Raw genomic sequence first — 14,778 nt, 5'->3', positions numbered from 1 at the left:
CCTACCGTCAGACGGTCACAGTCTGCTTGGTCTCCGGTGCCTCGGCCTGCGCCGCCGCCGCGGCTTCGGCACGCCGCTCGTTGCCGACCGAGATGCACAGGTCGAAGGCGGCCGCCAGCAAGGCGATCCGCAGCGGCTCGAAGATGATGCTCCGGCCAAGGTCGGCGATCTCGTACGTCATCAGGCCCCAGTACTGCCCGTGGATGCCGAGCAGCCGCTGGATCCAGACAAAAGCCCAGTCGTCACCGAGCAGCCAGAGGGTGTAGACCATGCAGACCACGCCGAGGAACACCGGTCCGACCCGAACCAGCAGCCGGAACGCGTTGATGGCCGGGTAGAACTTCTCCCGCAGACCACCGAGGAGCAGGTCCGGCGCCTTGTAGGTCAGCCCGACCAGCCGGCCACGCTGCTGCGCCTCCTGCTGCTCGGCCTGGCCGCCGAGGCGGCTCTCGAGCCGCGTGCCACGGAAGACGCCGCCGCTGGACAGCACCCGGTGGCCGAAGACGACCGTGGTGATCGCCAGCCAGGTCAGCGGCTCGCCGACGCCCAGCTTGAACAGCGGCCAGAGCGTCTCCCAGGTGAAGCCCCAGAGGAACTCGATACCGGCGGGCAGCGGGATGTGGATGCCTTCGAAGAAGTGCTTGACGCCGTCCCACCAGTCCAGCGACCAGTACCAGAAACTCCGCGTCTGGAACCAGACCTTGCCCTCGGCAATCGCGTACGGCGTGATGACGAAGGTCAGCAGGACGAAGAAGGCCTCGGCCCAGACCTGCGCGAACTTCACCGGGCGGTTCGGCCAGCGGTCGTCGACCGCCTGCAGCACCCGGCGCAGTACCAGCAGGATCACCAGCGCCGGCAGGTACCCATGCCAGCTGTGATTGCCGAGGTGGAAGAACGCAGAGCCGGGCTGCGCCCCGTTCTGCACCAGGTACGTCGCACTGAGCGAGCTGACCTGGTCGTCGAAGAAACCCCAGGCCGACCAGACCGCGACCAGCGGCAGCAACGTGATGGCCAGCAACTCCAGCAGACCACGCTGCGTCGGGTCGGACGTCTCCTCGGACTCGCTGCTCGCCGCGTCCCGCCAGCGGTACAGCGACATCGCGCAGGTCCGGATCATGCCGACGGCCGCGGTGATCTGCAGCAGCACGCCGACGGCGAACACGCCGGTGCCGAGACTGGAATGCGCATGCTTTGCCAGCCAGATCGCGCCCTGCACACAGACCGTGAAGCCGACGAAACCGGCGATCCACCAGGTGGTCATGGGCAGCAAGTTCTTCCACCAGAGCCGGAACGTGTCTCCGATCAGGTGGACCATCTCGCGAAAGCCGTCAACGAGCGTGCGCATCGCGCCCGATCCTAGGGCTTGGATGGGTCGCGGGCACAACCCAGTCCGGTCAGCCGTAGGTGTCTCGGGGGCCGCGGCCGCCGCGGACGGTGCGGGGGCCTTTTCGCCACGAGGGGGTGTGCGGGCCCTGGACGTTGACGCGGGTGACGGTGCCTTCGCCGAGCTCGGCGTTCAGGCGGCGGACCAGGTCGGGCGCGAGCAGCTTGAGCTGGGTCGCCCAGGCAGTGGACGACGTACGGACGGTCAGCACGGTGTCGTCGTACGACTCGGGCTTGCAGTGCTCGGCCATCTCGCGGCCGACGATGGACGGCCAGCGGGCCATCACGCCGTGAACGGCGACGTCGACCTCCCAGCCCTGGTCGCGCATCAGCCGGCCGAGCGTGTTGGTCAGTTTCTGCGGATCGCGGTCGTCGGGTCGGGCGCTGCTGATCTGGGAGCCGTCGATCCGCGGCCGGCGGCGCCGCTTGACCGGCTTGATGCCGCCCTTCGCGGCCTGCTGCTTCAGCCGGCCCGCCAGCGACTTCGCCAGATCCAGGCCCTGCTTGTCATGCTCCGGTTCGCTCTCAGGCCCGCTCTCAGAGGAATCCGGGGGTTCAGGCACGCTGAACGACCCCTTCGCCGACGTCGAACCGCGCCCCGCTGAGCTCTGGGGGCACGTCAGCGCCGACCGCCGCGGTCACCAGCACCTGCTCGGCCGGCGCGACCAGCTCCGCCAGCCGGTTCCGGCGCTGGGTGTCGAGCTCGGCGAACACGTCGTCGAGAATCAGCACCGGTTCACCCCCGTCCGCACGAAGGAGTTCGTACGACGCCAGTCGCAGCGCGAGTGCGAACGACCAGGACTCACCGTGACTCGCGTACCCCTTCGCCGGCAAGTCCCCGAGCCCGAGTACGACGTCGTCGCGGTGCGGACCGACCAGCGAGACACCGCGATCGAGCTCGTCCTGGCGCTTCTCCCGGACTCCCTCGAGCAGGACCTCGGCCAGTTGTTCGCGCGACGTCACGCCCGGTTCGAGCAGCACCGACGATTTGTACTCCAACCGGGCATCACCCTTGCCCCGGGCAACAGCGTCGTACGCGCCGGAGACCAACGGGCGCAGGGATTCCAGCAACTCCAGCCGGGTCGCGAGCAGCTCCGACCCGGCGCGGGCGAGGTTGGAGTCCCAGACCTCGAGGGTGCGCAACTGCCCTTCGGCCGCACTCGAACGGTTCTGCCGACGTGCCTGCGAGGCGCTGCGAAGCAACGAGTTCCGCTGCTTGAGCACCCGGTCGTAGTCCTGCCGTACGCCGGCCATCCGCGGCGCCCGCAGAGTCAGCAGCTCGTCCAGGAACCGGCGCCGCTCGGACGGATCGCCCTTGACCAGCGCCAGGTCCTCCGGCGCGAACAGCACCGTCCGCAGCAGACCGAGCACTTCCCGGGGCCGCGGAACCGGTGATCGGTTGATCCGGGCCCGATTTGCCTTCCCAGGATTGATTTCCAGCTCGACGACCACGTCCCGGTCGTACTGGCTGCGGATCTCGGTCCGCACGATCGCCCGGGTGGCGCCCGCTCGCACCAGCGGTGCGTCATTGGCCACCCGGTGCGATCCGAGCGTCGCGGTGTAGTGGATCGCCTCGACCAGGTTGGTCTTGCCCTGGCCGTTCGGCCCGACGAAGGACGTCACGCCCGGGGTGAGCTGGACCTCCGCCTGCTGGTAGGACCGGAAGTCGAGCAGACCCAGGGCGGTGACGTACACCTCAGTGCTTGATCGGGGGTGTCGCGTACGACGGGTCGGCCGCGTCGGCACCCTTCACGGCATGACCGCCGAACTGATTGCGCATCGCGGCGATCGCCTTCATCGCCGGCGAGTCGTCCTGCCGGGACGCGAACCGGGCGAACAGCGCGGCGGCGATGGCAGGCACCGGTACGGCGTTGTCGATCGCAGCCTCGACGGTCCAACGGCCCTCACCGGAGTCCTCGGCGTACCCGCGGATCTTGTCCAGGTGGGTGTCTTCCTTGAGCGCGATCACCATCAGGTCCAGCAGCCAGGACCGGATCACGGTGCCTTCACGCCAGGAGTCGAACGCGGCCGGCACGTTGTCGACGATCTCCGCGGCCTCGAGCAGCTCGAAACCCTCGGCGTACGCCTGCATGATGCCGTACTCGATGCCGTTGTGGACCATCTTGGTGAAGTGCCCGGCGCCGACCTTGCCGGCGTGCACGAAGCCGAACTCGCCCTCGGGCTTGAGCGCTTCGAAGATCGGCATCACGGTCGCGACGGTGTCGGTGTCGCCGCCGCACATCAGGGCGTAGCCGTTCTCCAGACCCCAGACGCCGCCGGACACACCGCAGTCGACGAAGCGGATGTCCTTCTCGGCGAGCTGGGCGGCGCGGCGGGTGTCGTCGGTCCAGCGGCTGTTGCCGCCGTCGATGACGATGTCGCCGGGGGAGAGCAGCTCGGCCAGTTCGGTGACGACCGGGTCGATGGCCTGCACCGGCACCATCACCCAGACGACCTTGGGCTGATCGGTTGCGGTGAGCTTGCCGACCATGTCGGCCAAGTCCGTGGAGTCGGAGATGTCCTGGTTGTGATCAAAGCCGACCACCGTGTGGCCGGCGTTGCGGATCCGCTGGCGCATGTTGCCGCCCATCTTGCCGAGACCGACAAGGCCGAGCTCCATCGTGAATCCCCTTGTTCTGTTGGCGTTCAGCTGTTCAGGCGGACCGGCATCAGCACGTACCGGAACTCACTGATCGGTTCGCCGTCGAAGTCCCTGACACCGGTCAGTTCGGCCGGCTTCGTCGCCTGCGTGAAGGCCAGGTGCGCGACCGGCGTACCGATCGCGTTCAGACCGTCGAGCAGGTACGTCGGGTTGAAGCCTACGGTCACCGGGTCACCGGAGACACGGGCCTCGATCGACTCGGATGCCTGCGCCTCGTCGCCGCTGCCGGCATCCAGGGTCACGGTGTCGTCGTCGAAGGTCAACCGAACCGGAGCGTTCCGCTCGGCGACCAGCGCGACCCGCTTGACCGCTTCGACCAGGGTCGCGGTGTCGATCCGGACCCGGGTCGCGATCGCGGAGTCGGTCGGGATGATGCCGCGGACCTTCGGGAACTCGCCGTCCAGCAGCCGGGTGGTGGCGCGCCGGTTGCCGCCGGACACCTCGCCCTCGAAGCCGACGATGCCGTCACCGGTGCCGGGTGCGGCCAGCGACACGATCACGTCGGAGCCGGTCATCGCCTTCGCGGTCTCGGACAGCACCCGGGCCGGCACGAGAGCGGCCGCCGATGCGTCGGGGGACTGCGGGTTCCACTCGAGCTCACGAATGGCCAGCCGGTAGCGGTCGGTAGCGAGCAGGGAGATCGTCGATCCCTCGATCTCGACCCGGACACCGGTCAGCACCGGGAGGGTGTCCTCACGGCCTGCTGCGGTGACCACCTGGGAGACGGCCTGAGCGAAGACGTCGGCCTTGACCGTCCCGCTGGCAGCCGGAAGCTCCGGCAAAGCCGGATATTCCTCTGTGGGAAGCGTTTGGAGCGTGAAGCGCGAACTGCCGCAAGTGACTTGGGCCTTCGCGCCGTCCACGGCGATGTCCACCGGCTGGTTCGGAAGGCTCTTGGAGATATCGGCCATCAGCCGGCCGGAGATCAGGCACTTGCCGGCGTCCGCGACCTGCGCGGGCACAGTGACCCGGACCGAGGTCTCGTAATCGAAGCCGGACAAGGTGATCTGTCCGTCGGATGCCTCGACCAGAAGGCCGGCAAGGATCGGAACGCTGGGACGACTGGGCAAGCTGCGCGCGGCCCAGGCCACCGACTCGGCCAGTACGTCGCGCTCGACGCGAAACTTCACCGCTGGGTGCCTCCTGATTCGGCTGTGTGCCAGGCAGATCCTGCCACGGACAAGTGTGTTGTGCGCCAATCGGGCCTGACGTGGCGCTTCGGGCGGGTCGCGTCGCCGTCGTTGCTGGGGTTCTTCAGGTGCCTACGGAGACAGCCTGACAGGTTCGTCCAACCGGCGCGAGAGTGGGGTTTTCCCCAGATCGGGCCGGCCGTTCGTTTTGTGGACTGGGACCTCTCTACAGATTCCATAGTGTTCTTCGCACCGGTGGATACTGTGGAAAAGCGGCGACTTCCCAGGTCACGTGCCCTTTTGGGTTGGGGACGCCGTGTGGATGAATCTCGGTCGTGTTGGGGACGGCTGCGGATGACGGATTCTGTCCCCACAGGGCGTCCACACGTTCGACCGACGTGTCCCCAGCAATACCCACAGTTTTCCACAGCTGTGTCCCCAGGCTGTGTGGTTCGGTGACCGCGTCGTAGCGCTCGGCGTACAGGAAACTGATCGCGGTCACCGGACCTCATTGCTGCTTCGCTTGGTGCTTGATCCGGTTGGTCAGTTCGGTCACCTGGTTGAAGACGCTGCGCCGCTCCGACATCAGCTGACGGATCTTCCGTTCCGCGTGCATGACGGTGGTGTGGTCGCGTCCGCCGAACTGCTGGCCGATCTTCGGCAGCGAGAGATCGGTGAGCTCGCGGCACAGGTACATGGCGATCTGACGAGCGGTCACGAGCACGCGGCTCCGGCTCGAGCCGCACAGGTCGTCGATCGACAGACCGAAGTACGACGCGGTCTGGCCCATGATCATGGAGGCGGTCACCTCGGGCTTGCTGCCTTCGGGGATCAGGTCCTTCAGCACGATCTCGGCCAGGCTCAGATCGACCGGTTGCCGGTTCAGGCTGGCGAACGCGGTGACGCGGATCAGGGCGCCTTCGAGCTCACGGATGTTCGTCTGCACCTTCGACGCGATGAACTCCAGCACCTCCGGCGGCGCGGTCAGTCGCTCGGTCGCGGCCTTCTTCCGGAGGATCGCGATCCGGGTCTCGAGGTCGGGCGGCTGGATGTCGGTGATCAGGCCCCACTCGAACCGGTTCCGCAGCCGGTCCTCCAACGCCTCCAGGCGTTTTGGCGCGCGGTCGGAGCTGATCACGATCTGCTTGTTCGCGTTGTGGAGCGTGTTGAAGGTGTGGAAGAACTCTTCCTGGGTCTGGATCTTGCCTTCCAGGAACTGGATGTCGTCGATCAGCAGTACGTCGACATCGCGGTACCGGCGCTGGAACTGGGACGCCTTGTCGTCGCGGATCGCGTTGATGAAGTCGTTGGTGAACTCTTCGCTGGAGACGTATCGAACGCGGGCCCCGGTGTAGAGACTGCGGACGTAGTGCCCGATCGCGTGCAGCAGGTGGGTCTTGCCCAGACCGGAGTCGCCGTAGATCAGCTGCGGGTTGTACGCCTTGCCCGGGGCCTCGGCGACCGCCACCGCGGCCGCGTGCGCGAACCGGTTCGAGCTGCCGATGACGAAGGTCTCGAAGGTGTACTTCGGGTTGAGCCGGGCTTCACCTTGTCCCTCGGTGGCCGTCGGCGCACCGTTCGGCAGCGGGGCGACCGAACCGATTGGCTGACCGAACGGCGACTGCTGCTGCGGCGCCGGCTGCTGGAATTGCTGTGGTGCCGCGTTGGCCGGATCGGTGAGAGCCGACTGGATCGTCGGCTGGTAGGCGCCGTCGGTGTTCAGCGGCTGGCGTACCGCGGGCTGTTGCGGCGGCTGCTGTTGTGGGTGGTGTTGCGGTTGCTGCTGGGCGTACGGCTGGGGCGGTTGCTGGGCGGCCTGCTGCTGCTCGCGGAGCTCGGGGTCGAGGGACGGGTCGACGGTGACGGCGATCCGGATGTCCCGGCCGAAGCTCTCGGTCAGGATCCGCTCGAGGTCCGGACGGAGCCGGGTCTCCAGCTGGCCGCGGGTGAAGTCGTCGGGCACCGCGACGATCGCGGTGCTTTCGTGCAGCGTCACCGGACGTGAGTTGGTCAGCCAGGCACGCTGGTTCGGCGGCAGACCCGCGAGCACCCGGGCCCAGGCTTCGCCTAGATCCGTCACCGGTGCTGCCACCTCCTGGACCGTCTGCTGTGGGACCACCTGCTGCTGTGGGACCACCTGCTGTTGGGGCTGCTGCTGGGGGACCTGCTGAGCTGGCTGCTGTTGAGGCTGAGCTGGCTGCTGTTGAGGCACGTGGTGTTGCGGTGCGAGTTGCTGCGGTGCCGGCTGCTGAGGTGCGTGCTGGTGTGGGACCTGTTGCTGCTGCGGTTGGACCGGCTGCTGGACTGGCTGCTGTTGCTGGACTGGCCGCTCGGGTGCGTGCGGCTCCGGGGCCGGTGCGTCTGCCGGGCGGTGCTCGACGGGCGGCCGGTCAGCGGCGTTCTGCTGAGCAGGCCGTTGGTCTGGTGACCATTGGTTGGTGGTGTCCACACGTGCATCACCCTCGTTCGGTAGCGAGCCCGCGATGTCACCGCTGCCTGTACCCCATTCGGTCGCGGCACCCCACGCGCCGGGCTGACCGGAGTAGCGGACATTGCCGACGGCAGGCGCCGTACCGAAGTACGTCGTACCCGCCGTGGGCTGTGGTGGTCCTGCTGGAAGATCGGTGGCCGCGCGCTCGAGCTCCGAGCGGTAGCCGTAGGGACCTGGAGGCGGCGCCGGCCGGTAGCCGGGGGCCGGCGAGGCGGGCATCGGGATCGGGAGCGACGGACTCAAGTAGTCGCCCGGATCCATCCGCGGCTTTTCGGGCCTGGGCGCCGGCGCGGTGTCTATGCGGGGCAGCGGCTCGGGCGTGGGTAGGACCTCGGTACGGAAATTCGCCTCGGGTTCGGGGCGGAGGCCGGCGTCGGGTTCGGGGCGCAGGTCCTGTCTGCCGTCGCCGTTGTAGTCGGTCCGGTACTCGGCTGTCGTGTATTCCACCGGTGTGACTTCCGCACTGGCGGAATCGTCCTCGACCACGCGTTGCTCCCCGATTCATCGCTGCGGCGGCCGACTCGTTACCGGGGGGACCCGGGCGGTGCGGCCGTTCGACCCGGACGCCCGTGCGGCCGGTGAGTCGTGGTGCTATTCGGCTCAGCGCGGCAGCTGACTCCGCTCTCGGCGGCCGCACTGTCCACACGGTTGTCCACAGTTGTGAACGAACGCGGGAGCAGGTTGGTTACCGATCGCGGGGTGCGGGACCTCTGGTGTGAGGGAGTGACGCTAACAAGTTCGACCAGGCAGCTTCAAGCCGTCATCCACAGGCTATGAACAGGAAATTGGGGGCAACTTGCGGCGTGTCGGGTAGACGTCGGAGCGTAGTCATGGTTGGTGATCGCTCTCAGTGGCGGTCCAGTTCGGACCGTGACGAACATCGGCGCGACCGGCTGCCCACTATTCTGTCCACAAGGCTGTGGAAAAGTCTGGGGATACCTGGTTTGACCTGTCCACAGCCAGCCACGTACCGTGGATCAGTCGGTGTTGAGCCGGCCGTTTCGTGCTGCGCTCCCTGCGAGACCTTCTCTCTGGTTCTCCGATGGTTCGCAGGACTGCACCACCGGGCAGATCCAATCAGTGGATTTGTCGACAAATTCTGTGATCTCGAGTAACCGGAGTCATTCCAGTGAGCAAGCGGACGTTCCAGCCGAACAACCGTCGCCGGCACAAGAAGCACGGCTTCCGTCTTCGGATGCGTACCCGTGCGGGTCGCGCCATCATCGCCGCCCGCCGTGGCAAGGGTCGCCAGCGCCTCGCGGCCTGAGCGACTCATCGACGGTGACCACCTCGTGTTGCCTGCGTCGAACCGGTTGCGCCGGTCCGACGACTTCCGACGCGCCGTCCGGTCCGGACGGCGCGCGGCGCGGCGCGCGGTGGTTCTCCACCTCCTGGCGGAGGACGGCTACGCCGAACCCCCGCTGGTCGGATTCGTTGTGAACAAGGCGGTGGGCAACGCGGTTCTGCGGAACCGGGTCCACCGCCGTCTGCGTGCTGTCCTGGCAACGCGACTCCCGGATCTGCCGGCCGGTAGCCTGACAGTCGTCCGGGCCCTGCCGTCGTCCGCTTCAGCGTCGTACGACGAACTGGCCAAGGACGTCGACGGCGCCCTGACCCGGTTGCTGGGCTCATGATGCGGTTCAATCCCGTGCGAAGCGGGATCATTGGTTTTCTGAAGCTGTACCGCCTGCTGATCAGCCCGATGTACGGGCAGGTGTGCAGGTTCTACCCGAGTTGTTCGGCGTACGCCTTGGAGGCGGTCGAGCGCCACGGTGCGGTGCGCGGTAGCTGGCTGGCGATGAGGAGACTCATCCGCTGCCACCCGTGGAACCCCGGAGGCTACGACCCCGTTCCACCCACAGATGTCGACCAGCGCGGAGACCGTGAGGACCCCTGTGTTCACGGATCCGCCAACCAGCCCGGATCGTCAGCCGACGCCGGGCCTGTGCAGCGAGGTGCATGAGTGACTCTTCTGGCCATCCCCGGGCTCGCGGTGTGGGACGGGATCGTAGATCTGTTCAACACCGTCATGACGCCGCTGTACTGGGCCGTTTCGGCGCTGCTGGTCGGCTGGCACTGGCTGCTCGGCCAGGTGCTCGATCCGAACGGCGGCTGGGCCTGGGCGTTGTCGATCGCCGGCCTGACCATCGTCATCCGGACCCTGCTGATCCCGCTGTTCGTCCGGCAGATCCGCTCCAGCCGGAACATGCAGCTGCTGCAGCCGAAGATGAAGGAGCTGCAGAAGAAGTACGGCCATGACCGGGAGAAGCTCGGTCAGGAAATGATGAAGCTGTACAAGGAGACGGGCACCAACCCGTTCTCCTCGTGCCTGCCGCTGCTGCTCCAGTCGCCGATCTTCCTGGCCCTGTTCCGGGTGCTCGACTACGCCGCGAAGGGCCAGTGGCACAGCGAGATCATGAAGCCGTACGTCGGCTCGCTGCAGCACGCGAAGATCTTCGGTGCGGAGATCTCGCAGACCTTCCTGAAGGCGAACGGCTCCGGCGCCGGCAACGTCAAGGTCGTCGCGATCGTGCTGATCATCCTGATGACGGCGACGATGTTCACCACGCAGCTGCAGCTGATGCGCAAGAACATGCCGAAGGAAGCCCTCACCGGCCAGGCCGCGCAGATGCAGAAGATCATGCTGTACGTCTTCCCGGTCTTCTTCCTGATCGGTGGCTTCAACTTCCCGATCGGTGTGCTGATCTACTGGTTCGTCTCGAACCTGTGGACGATGGGCCAGCAGTTCTACGTGATTCGCCGCAACCCGGCTCCGGGCACCCACGCGTACGACGCGATGCAGGCCCGCAAGCGGGAGCACAACCTGCGCCACGGCCGCCCGGCCGACGAGAACGTCCCGGGCACCGAGGGTGCGGCGACCGCCACCGAGACCGGCTCGGACCGGCGCCCGGCCCAGCGGCAGCAGCCGAAGCGGCAGTCGCGCAGCGATCGTCGTGGCGGCCCGGCCGGTACGTCTGAGACGCCGGCAGCGAGCAACGGGCAGACGTCGTCGAGCGATCCGCAGGACGCACCGCGGCCGCAGGACACGCCCAAGAAGACTCAGGCCGGTGCTGCCAAGAAGCAGCCGGCCGGCAAGAAGGGAACGCCCAAGCGCCAGCCCGCGGCGAAGTCGGCCGCGCAGAAGAAGGCGGCGCAGAAGCGCTCCGGCGGCTCGCGCTGACCAGCGCCGCGCCGGATTCCCTTGTTGCTTTGTGTACCACCCGGGTCCCCGTGGGGCGGATCCCGAATTGTGAAGGAGTGGCCGTGACTGACGGCATGCAGAACACCGAGGCGGCGGAGCAGTCCGCCGGCACGAGCGATTCGGCCGAGGATCGCCTCAAGGCCCTCGAGGCCGAGAGCGACATCGCGGCCGACTACCTCGAGGAGTTGCTCGACATCGCCGACCTCGACGGCGACATCGACATGGACATCGACGGCGATCGGGCTGCGGTCTCGATCGTCGGCGCGGAGCTGAACAACCTCGTCGGCGAGAACGGCAAGGTCCTGGAGGCGCTCCAGGAGCTGACGCGGCTCGCCGTGTACCGGGAGACCGGTGAGCGGTCGCGGCTGATGCTGGACGTCTCGAACTACCGGGCGAACCGGAAGTCCGAGCTCGAAGAGGTCGGCCGCAAGGCGGTCGAGGAAGCGAAGGCGACCGGGACCCCGGTCCGGCTCGACCCGATGACGCCGTTCGAGCGCAAGGTCGTCCACGATGTCGTCGCGGCCGCCGGCCTGACGTCCGAGTCGGAGGGCGAAGAGCCCCGCCGCCGCGTAGTGATCCAGCCATGATCGTGCGCCAGTGACCGAATCCGTTTCACGTGAAACACCGCCGCTCGTGGAGAAGCTGTTTCCACGGGCGGCGGTCCGGCTTTCGGCGTACGCCGAACTGCTCGCGACCGAAGGCACACTGCGAGGGCTGATCGGGCCTCGCGAGGTGCCGCGGCTCTGGGACCGGCACCTGTTGAATTGTGCCGTCGTAGAGCGCCTGATCCCGGAGGAGTCCTCGGTGGCCGACATCGGCACCGGCGCCGGCCTTCCGGGGATCGTGCTCGCCATCGTTCGCCCGGATCTCGAGGTCGCGCTCGTCGAGCCACTGCTTCGACGGACGACCTTCCTAGAAGAAGCGGTCGACGCCCTCGAGCTCGACAACGCGACCGTACTGCGGTCGCGGGCCGAGGATCTGCCGCCGGCGTCGTACGACGTGGTGACCTCTCGCGCCGTGGCTCCGTTAGCCAAGCTGGCGCGGTGGTGTCTGCCGCTGTGCGTCGAGGGTGGACTGATGCTGGCGATGAAGGGGTCGTCCGCAGAGGAGGAACTGGACGCCTCGGAACGCGAGTTGGCGAAGCTTGGTGCAGAGCTTTGGCATATTCATCAACTCGGCGGCGATGAACTGGCCCTCCCCACCACTGTGGTGAGTATTGTGGCCGGACGTGCTGCAGGGGGATCCCGGCGCGGACAATACGGGAGGTGAGCGGGTTGGTGAGTCGTGCCCTCGGATGGCCCGAGAAGAGCACAGGTGAGCCGAGGTCTTCGCAGGGCATCGGCTGGCCGACCGATCCGGATTCCGGCGTACGCGTCGTGACCCAGGAGCCGGCTCCCGATTCGACCCCCGCCCCTGCACCACCGGTCCAGACTTCCTCTCTTCGCGAGCCGTCGGAGCCCGTGGTGGTGTCCGCACCGATCGACACTTCGGGCCTCCGGGCGGTCGCCGCGGCCGGTCTCGACGTACCCGCCGTTGTCGACTCCGGCGCCGTTTCACGTGAAACGCCGGACATGCGAGATGATGGTTCCGAGCCCGAATCGGTGTCACTGGTGGACGCCGAACCGGTGTTCCCGGAATCTCCACCGCCTGTGGATGACCACCGCACGAAACTGCCCTCGCACACGGGAATTCGTCCACAGCAGCCTGTGGACGGAGCTGGGGGTAGACCCGCCCCAACCCCTACAGACATCCTCTTCGGGCCAAGTCCCGCACCTATTGGAATGGGCGCTATGACTGCCGCACAGATCGCCGCGCGGGCCACGTCGGACGAGCTTCAGCGACGACTTCTCGAGACTCCGATCGCCGCCGCGACCGAACGGACCCTGCTGGTGAATGAAGGACGCACGATGGGCCGCGAGTTCCCGCTGCCCGACCAGACCCGAGTCTTCGTGGTCGCCAACCAGAAGGGCGGCGTCGGCAAGACCACGACGACGGTGAACGTCGCCGCCGGCCTCGCGTTGTACGGCGCCAGGATCCTGGTCATCGACCTCGACCCCCAGGGCAACGCGTCGACGGCCCTCGGCATCGACCACGCCGAGGGAACACCGGGTGTGTACGAGGCCGTCATCGAAGGTGAGGCGCTGGACAACCTGACCCAGCCCTGTGCCGAGCACCCGGGCATCCAGGTGATCCCGGCGACCATCGACCTGGCCGGCGCCGAGATCGAGCTCGTCAGCGTCGTCGCTCGCGAGAGCCGGCTGAAGAACGTGCTCGATGCCTACCTGGCCAAGACCGAGGCCGCGGGCGAGAAGTTCGACTACGTCTTCATCGACTGCCCGCCGTCACTCGGCCTGCTGACCGTCAACGCGCTGACCGCCGCGCGTGAGGTCCTGGTGCCGATCCAGAGCGAGTACTACGCACTCGAGGGACTGTCGCAGCTCCTCCGCCACATCGACATGGTGAAGTCGCACCTGAACCCCGGTCTCGACGTGTCGACCATCCTGCTGACGATGTACGACGCCCGCACGAAGCTGGCCGGCGAGGTTGCTGCCGAGGTACGTGGTCACTTCAAGGACGCCGTACTGCGGACCGCCGTACCGCGCTCGGTGCGCATCTCGGAGGCGCCGAGCCACGGGCAGACCGTGCTCGCGTACGACCCTGCTTCGGCCGGCGCGCTGTCGTACCTGGAGGCATCCCGCGAGATCGCGATGCGGAACAACGCCTAGGCCTTCCGTCGATCCTCGGATCGGTGTGGCACCGTTTCACGTGAAACGCGATGCCTGATCGGTGTTGTAGCCGGTGGTGTAGCCGGTGGTGTAGCCGGTGGTGTAGCAAGCCAGCAGTAGCTCAGCAGGTCGAACTCGAGGGAGCGCGATGAACACCCGACTCGGACGCGGACTTGGCGCGCTGATCCCCAGCTCGCCGGCTCCCGGAACCACGACCCTCGGCAGCAAGTCGAACTCGATCCCGGGAGCGCCGCCGAGGCCGGCCGAGCCGCAGGGGCCAGAGTTGGCCGCGGTGCCAGGAGCATCGTTCGCCGAGATCGACGTCGAGAAGATCACGCCGAACCCGAAGCAGCCCCGCAGCGTCTTCGACGAGGACGCGATGGAGGAGCTCGTCCACTCGGTGAAGGAGATCGGGCTGCTCCAGCCGATCGTCGTACGCAAGCTCGAGGGCGACAAGTACGAACTCGTCATGGGCGAGCGCCGCTGGCGCGCAACGCAGCAGGCCGGCCTCACGACGATCCCGGCAATCGTCCGCGAGACGTCGGACGACGCGATGCTCCGCGACGCCCTCCTGGAGAACCTGCACCGCAGCCAGTTGAACCCGCTCGAAGAAGCGGCCGCCTACCAGCAGATGCTCGACGACTTCGGCTGCACCCAGGAAGTCCTCGCCACCCGGATCGGTCGATCCCGCCCACAGATCTCCAACACCCTGCGCCTACTGAAGCTGCCAGCTTCCGTCCAGCGCCGGGTCGCCGCCGGCGTCCTGTCTGCCGGCCACGCCCGCGCACTCCTAGGCCTCCCGAGCGGCGACGCCATCGAGCGCCTCGCCCAACGCATCGTCGCCGAAGGCCTGTCGGTCCGCACCGTCGAAGAGATCGTCGCCTTGGGCGACATGAACGCCGAAGACACCCCAACCACCCGCCGCCGCAACAAGCCGGTCGCCCCCCGCCTGGTCGACCTAGCCGACCGCCTCTCCGACCGCTTCGAAACCCGCGTCAAGGTAGACCTAGGCAAAACCAAGGGCAAAATAACCGTCGAGTTCGCCTCCCTGGACGACCTAGAACGCATAGTCACCCTCATGGACCCCAACAAACAAAACCCCTAACACCCGCTCTCCGGGGCTCCCGGGGCCCGCACGACGCGAACCACCTGGCGGCGTACCAGGGATGGCTGCACCGGCGGGT

General features: G+C 67.4%; 15 protein-coding genes. 8 read left to right on the top strand and 7 right to left on the bottom strand.

All coding sequences use genetic code 11. The features are described from left to right. Positions 1-7: 7 nt before the first annotated feature. From EV650_RS23495 to dnaA, 7 genes are all read right to left on the bottom strand, one after another. On the bottom strand, positions 8-1,345 hold the full coding sequence (locus tag EV650_RS23495) for a hypothetical protein (RefSeq protein WP_134121176.1): 1,338 nt from the start codon (positions 1,343-1,345) through the stop codon (positions 8-10). Positions 1,346-1,394: 49 nt separating this feature from the next. Beyond that, complete coding sequence (locus tag EV650_RS40715; RefSeq protein ID WP_202874848.1) at positions 1,395-1,946, bottom strand: DciA family protein; 552 nt, start codon at positions 1,944-1,946, stop codon at positions 1,395-1,397. Further along, positions 1,939-3,078 carry a DNA replication/repair protein RecF gene (gene recF / locus EV650_RS23485; protein ID WP_134121175.1) on the bottom strand — a complete coding sequence of 380 codons (1,140 nt, stop codon included), beginning with the start codon at positions 3,076-3,078 and terminating at the stop codon, positions 1,939-1,941. The genes EV650_RS40715 and recF overlap by 8 nt, the downstream gene beginning before the upstream one ends. A 1-nt stretch (position 3,079) precedes the next feature. Beyond that, positions 3,080-4,003: a phosphogluconate dehydrogenase (NAD(+)-dependent, decarboxylating) gene (gene gnd / locus EV650_RS23480; protein ID WP_134121174.1), complete on the bottom strand. Its 924-nt coding sequence runs from the start codon at positions 4,001-4,003 to the stop codon at positions 3,080-3,082. Positions 4,004-4,029: 26 nt separating this feature from the next. Then, positions 4,030-5,175, bottom strand: a complete 1,146-nt coding sequence (gene dnaN / locus EV650_RS23475; RefSeq protein WP_134121173.1) for a DNA polymerase III subunit beta — start codon at positions 5,173-5,175, stop codon at positions 4,030-4,032. A 226-nt stretch (positions 5,176-5,401) separates the two neighbouring features. Beyond that, a complete protein-coding gene (locus EV650_RS23470) occupies positions 5,402-5,677 on the bottom strand; it encodes a hypothetical protein (RefSeq protein ID WP_134121172.1) in 276 nt (91 codons plus the stop codon). A 6-nt stretch (positions 5,678-5,683) separates the two neighbouring features. Further along, entirely contained in the window at positions 5,684-7,255 is a 1,572-nt protein-coding gene (gene dnaA, locus EV650_RS23465) for a chromosomal replication initiator protein DnaA (protein ID WP_134122637.1), read from the bottom strand. Between the two features lie 1,540 nt (positions 7,256-8,795). Here dnaA and rpmH point away from each other — a divergent pair. The 8 genes from rpmH (at position 8,796) to EV650_RS23425 (ending at position 14,699) form a co-directional block, all read left to right on the top strand. Continuing rightward, positions 8,796-8,933, top strand: coding sequence for a 50S ribosomal protein L34 (rpmH, locus tag EV650_RS23460; RefSeq protein ID WP_130386492.1), 138 nt, complete (start codon positions 8,796-8,798; stop codon positions 8,931-8,933). Between the two features lie 25 nt (positions 8,934-8,958). Further along, a complete protein-coding gene (rnpA, locus tag EV650_RS23455; protein WP_134121171.1) occupies positions 8,959-9,300 on the top strand; it encodes a ribonuclease P protein component in 342 nt (113 codons plus the stop codon). Then, the gene (gene yidD / locus EV650_RS23450) at positions 9,297-9,629 is read left to right on the top strand and encodes a membrane protein insertion efficiency factor YidD (protein WP_369409958.1); all 333 of its coding nucleotides are present in this window, start codon (positions 9,297-9,299) and stop codon (positions 9,627-9,629) included. Before rnpA ends, yidD begins: the two co-directional genes overlap by 4 nt. Then, the gene (gene yidC / locus EV650_RS23445) at positions 9,630-10,847 is read left to right on the top strand and encodes a membrane protein insertase YidC (RefSeq protein WP_134121170.1); all 1,218 of its coding nucleotides are present in this window, start codon (positions 9,630-9,632) and stop codon (positions 10,845-10,847) included. It begins immediately after the preceding gene. 83 nt (positions 10,848-10,930) lie between these two features. Continuing rightward, positions 10,931-11,455: a Jag family protein gene (locus tag EV650_RS23440; protein ID WP_439648797.1), complete on the top strand. Its 525-nt coding sequence runs from the start codon at positions 10,931-10,933 to the stop codon at positions 11,453-11,455. A gap of 10 nt (positions 11,456-11,465) precedes the next feature. Next, positions 11,466-12,137, top strand: coding sequence for a 16S rRNA (guanine(527)-N(7))-methyltransferase RsmG (gene rsmG / locus EV650_RS23435; protein WP_134121169.1), 672 nt, complete (start codon positions 11,466-11,468; stop codon positions 12,135-12,137). A 521-nt stretch (positions 12,138-12,658) separates the two neighbouring features. Continuing rightward, complete coding sequence (locus tag EV650_RS23430) at positions 12,659-13,594, top strand: ParA family protein (protein ID WP_166678245.1); 936 nt, start codon at positions 12,659-12,661, stop codon at positions 13,592-13,594. 148 nt (positions 13,595-13,742) lie between these two features. Next, complete coding sequence (locus EV650_RS23425; RefSeq protein WP_134121168.1) at positions 13,743-14,699, top strand: ParB/RepB/Spo0J family partition protein; 957 nt, start codon at positions 13,743-13,745, stop codon at positions 14,697-14,699. Positions 14,700-14,778 lie beyond the last annotated feature (79 nt).

It is taken from the genome of Kribbella kalugense, assembly GCF_004365875.1.
GTDB lineage: Bacteria > Actinomycetota > Actinomycetes > Propionibacteriales > Kribbellaceae > Kribbella > Kribbella kalugense.
Note: the sequence above shows the minus strand (reverse complement) of the source record. Positions and strands in the feature narration are given on the sequence as shown.

Bases quoted from the DNA above. Each gene is read 5' to 3' on its own strand.
- gnd (WP_134121174.1), bottom strand. From the start codon at position 4,003: ATGGAGCTCGGCCTTGTCGGTCTCGGCAAGATGGGCGGCAACATGCGC.
- EV650_RS23430 (WP_166678245.1), top strand. From the start codon at position 12,659: ATGACTGCCGCACAGATCGCCGCGCGGGCCACGTCGGACGAGCTTCAG.
- yidD (WP_369409958.1), top strand. From the start codon at position 9,297: ATGATGCGGTTCAATCCCGTGCGAAGCGGGATCATTGGTTTTCTGAAG.
- EV650_RS23425 (WP_134121168.1), top strand. From the start codon at position 13,743: ATGAACACCCGACTCGGACGCGGACTTGGCGCGCTGATCCCCAGCTCG.
- EV650_RS23495 (WP_134121176.1), bottom strand. From the start codon at position 1,345: ATGCGCACGCTCGTTGACGGCTTTCGCGAGATGGTCCACCTGATCGGA.